Below are 4,400 nucleotides of genomic sequence, written 5' to 3' on the forward strand. Positions count from 1 at the left end.
GCCGCGACGGCAGAGGAGTTGTGCTCGCCGGAGTACTGGGTGGACCACGTCCGCCGGACGGTCCGGTACGCCGACGCCGTCCGCACCCTCGCGGACCGGAACGTCACCCGCCACCTCGAACTCGGCCCGGACGGCACCCTCTCCGCCCTCGCCCAGGCAGCCCTGCCCTCCCCGCAGGAGGACCCGGAGTCCGCCGTGGAGCAGCGCGTGGTGGTGCCCGCGTTGCGCAAGGACGGGTCGGAGGCGGAAAGCCTGCTCGCGGCCGTCGGTGCCCTGCATGTGCACGGGCAGAGCCCGGACTGGCCCGCGCTCTTCCCGAGCACCCGCAGCATCGACCTCCCCACCTACGCCTTCCAGCGGCGGAGGTACTGGCTGACCGACGCCGCGTCGGACGCGGAGGACGGCCGCGCGGACGCCGTCGACTCGGCGTTCTGGGCTGCCGTGCGGAGGGGCGACGTCCAGGATCTGGCGGAGCGGCTCGCGCTCGACCCGGACGTCCTGACACCCGTACTGCCCGCCCTGACGGCCTGGCACCACCGCAGTGTGCAGCGGGCCACCGCCGACTCCTGGCAGTACAGGGAGATATGGACGCCGCTGCCGTCCCCTTCGGGTTCTCCGGCGGGCGTCTGGCTCGTGCCCTTCTGCGAGGGCGACCCGGATGCGGCCGAGACCGCCGCAGCCGTGCTGGACGCGTTCTCCACCGCCGGGGCGGACGCGGGCACCGGGCTCGTGGCCGTATCCGTACCCCTGCCCATGGACGCGGACCGCGCCCAGGTCGCGGCGGCGCTGACCGAGGCCGTCGCGGACCCCGGCGGCCCGGTTCACCTGCTGTCCCTGCTCGCCCTGACCGAGACACCCCACGCGGCCCATGCCGAACTCCCGCTGGGTCTGCACCTCAACACGCTGCTGGTGCAGGCGCTGGCCGGGACCGGCACCGGGGCCCGGCTGTGGGCCGCCACGCGGTCTGCGGTGTCCGTCGGTGCCGCCGACCGGCTCGCACGGCCGGTTCAGGCCACCACCTGGGGCCTCGGCCGTACCGTGGCCGTCGAGCACTCCGACCTGTGGGCCGGCCTCATCGATCTGCCCGCGCGGCCGGACCGGCGGGCGCTGGCCCGGCTGGTGGCGCTCGTCGCGGAGCCCGGTGAGGAGAACGAGCTGGCGGTACGGGACTCCGCTGCCTTCGCCCGCAGGCTGGTCCCCCTCGACCGCGACGGCGAGGACGACCGTCCCGAACTCCGGCTCACCGGAACGATGTTGATCACCGGCGGCACCGGCATCATCGGCACGCACGTGGCGCGCCGCCTGGCCGGTGAAGGCGCCGAGCATCTGCTCCTCGTCGGCCGGCGCGGCCCGGACGCGCCCGGCGCGGACGCGCTGCGGCGCGAACTGGAAGAGGCGGGCGCCCGGGTCACGATCGCCGCCTGCGACCCCGCCGACCGGACCGCTCTGGACGAACTGCTCGCCTCCGTACCGGCCGACCTGCCGCTGACCGCGGTGCTGCACGTCGCGGGCGTCCTCGACGACGCGCCGCTCACCGCCATGGACCCCGAGCGCTACGCCACCGTCCTGCGCACCAAGCTCCGGGCGGCCGCCAACCTGGACGAGGCCACCCGGCAACTCGACGCCCCCCTCGACGCGTTCGTGCTCTTCTCGTCCATCGCCGGTGCGCTCGGTTCCGCGGGCCAGGCCGGATACGCGGCCGGCAACGCCTACCTCGACGCCCTCGCCCGGCAGCGGCACTCCGCCGGACTCCCGGCCACCTCGATCGCCTGGGGTCCGTGGTCCGGCGGCGGTATGGCCGACGACCCCGTCGTACGGGCCCGGCTGCGTCGCGGCGGCCTGGCCCCCATGGAGGTGGAACCGGCACTCACCGCCCTCGGCCGGCTCCTCGCCCACGGCGACACCTGGGCGCTCGTGTCGGACGTCGACTGGGCCAAGGTCGCCTCCGGGCGGCGGGGCCTTCCGGGCGCCGCGCTGCTCAGCCGCATCCCGGAGGCCGTCCGCGCCATGACGGCGGCCCAAGACGCCCACACTGCGGGGGGCGGCGCCGGCCTGCGCGCCGAACTCGCCCCGCTGGGTGCCGCCGAGCGCCGGCAACTGCTGCTCAAGCTGGTACGCCGCAGCGCGGCCACCGCGCTCGGCCACCCGACGCCGGAGACCATCCAGCCCACCCGCGCCTTCCAGGACTGCGGCTTCGACTCGCTCACCGCCGTGGAACTGCGCAACCTGCTGGCAGCCTCCACCGGCCTCGCCCTGCCGACAACCCTGGTATTCGACCACCCGACGCCGGTCGTCCTCGCCGACCACCTGATGCACGCACTCGACGACGGCACCCTGCCGTCCGTCGGGCCGGCCCCCGGCACGGACCTGCCCCCTGCGGGCAGCGGCACGGATGCCGAACCGATCGCGATCGTCGCCATGGCCTGCCGGCTTCCCGGCGGGATCACCTCGCCCGAGGAACTGTGGGACCTCCTGACCGACGGCGGCGACGCCATCTCCTCCTTTCCGACGGACCGCGGATGGGACCTCGACACGCTCTACGACCCCGACTCGCAGCGCCCCGGCACCAGTTATGTCAACGAGGGCGGCTTCCTGTCCGACGCGGCCGACTTCGACGCCGCCTTCTTCGGCATCTCGCCGCGCGAGGCGGTCGCCATCGACCCGCAGCAGCGGCTGCTCCTCGAGGTCTCCTGGGAGACCGTCGAGCGGGCCGGCCTCGACCCGCGGTCACTGCGCGGCAGCCGGACCGGCCTGTTCGTCGGCTGCGGGCACCAGGGCTACGGCGCCACACTCACCGACGTACCGGACGACGTACGCGGCCACCTGCTGACCGGCAGCGCGGCCAGCCTGGCCTCCGGCCGGGTGTCGTACGCGCTCGGCCTGGAGGGCCCGGCGGTCACCCTGGACACGGCGTGTTCGTCGTCGTTGGTGGCGTTGCATCTTGCGGTGCAGGCGTTGCGTAGTGGTGAGTGTGATGTGGCGTTGGCCGGTGGTGTGACGGTGATGTCGACGCCGGGTGTGTTTGTGGAGTTTTCGCGTCAGCGGGGGTTGGCGGCGGATGGTCGGTGCAAGGCGTTCGGGGAGGGTGCGGATGGTACGGGGTGGTCCGAGGGTGTCGGGATGCTGCTGGTGGAGCGGCTTTCGGATGCGCGGCGGAATGGCCATCGGGTGTTGGCGGTGGTGTCCGGTTCTGCGGTCAATCAGGATGGTGCGAGTAATGGTTTGACGGCGCCGAATGGTCCGTCGCAGCAGCGGGTGATTCGTGCGGCGTTGTCGTCGGCGGGGTTGAAGCCTGCTGATGTGGATGCGGTGGAGGCGCATGGTACGGGTACGGCCTTGGGTGATCCGATCGAGGCGCAGGCGTTGCTTGCGACGTATGGTCAGGATCGTGAGCGGCCGTTGTGGCTGGGGTCGGTGAAGTCGAACATCGGTCACACGCAGGCCGCTGCTGGTGTGGCCGGGGTCATCAAGATGGTGCTGGCGATGCAGCATGGGGTGCTGCCGCGGACGTTGCATGCGCAGGAGCGGTCGTCGCATGTCGATTGGTCGGCCGGTTCGGTGGAGTTGCTGAACGAGCAGCGGGACTGGCCGAGCGCGCAGGACCGTACACGCCGCGCCGCCGTATCCGCGTTCGGCGTCAGCGGCACCAACGCCCATGCGGTCATCGAGGAGGCGCCCCACGAGGAGCCTTCCGAGAGCCCCGAGTCACACGCCGACGACGACTCGGCGCCCGCCACTCCTTCCGCGATGCCGCCGACACCGCCCCGCCTGCTGCCCTGGGTGCTGTCCGCCCGTACCCCTGAAGCCCTGCCCGCCCAGGCCGCACGCCTCCTCGCACATCTGAGAGAGCACCCCGGTGCCACCCCGCTCGATCTCGCCTGGTCGCTCGCCGCGCACCGATCGGCGCAGCCCTACCGGGTCGCCGTCATCGGCACCGACCACGCCGAACTCGTCGGCGCCCTCACCGCGTTCGCCGAGGGCGACCGTGCCGACGGCATCGTCACCGGAACCGCCGAGCCGGACGGCCGTACGGCGTTCCTCTTCGCCGGCCAGGGCGCCCAGCGGCTCGGTATGGGCCGGGAGTTGTACGAGGAGTACCCCGCCTTCGCCGAGGCCTTCGACGCCGTGTGCACGCACGTCGACCAAGAGCTCGAACTGCCGCTGCGGGAGGTGGTGTTCGGTGGGGATGCCGAGCGGTTGAATCGTACGGAGTTTGCGCAGCCTGCGTTGTTCGCGCTTGAGGTGGCGTTGTTCCGGTTGTTGGAGAGCTGGGGTGTGCGTCCGGATGTCCTCGTCGGTCATTCGATCGGTGAGTTGGCGGCGGCGCATGTGGCGGGTGTGTGGTCGCTGGCCGACGCGTGCCGTCTTGTCGTTGCCCGGGGTCGTTTGATGCAGGCGTT

General features: G+C 72.7%; 1 protein-coding gene. It reads left to right on the forward strand.

Annotated elements, in window-relative coordinates; translation table 11 throughout:
• On the forward strand, positions 1 to 4,400 hold a 4,400-nt coding region (locus ACGFNH_RS32645), incomplete at both ends, for an SDR family NAD(P)-dependent oxidoreductase (RefSeq protein ID WP_393660001.1).

This window comes from Streptomyces sp. NPDC048639, from assembly GCF_043199075.1.
Classification (GTDB): Bacteria; Actinomycetota; Actinomycetes; order Streptomycetales; family Streptomycetaceae; genus Streptomyces.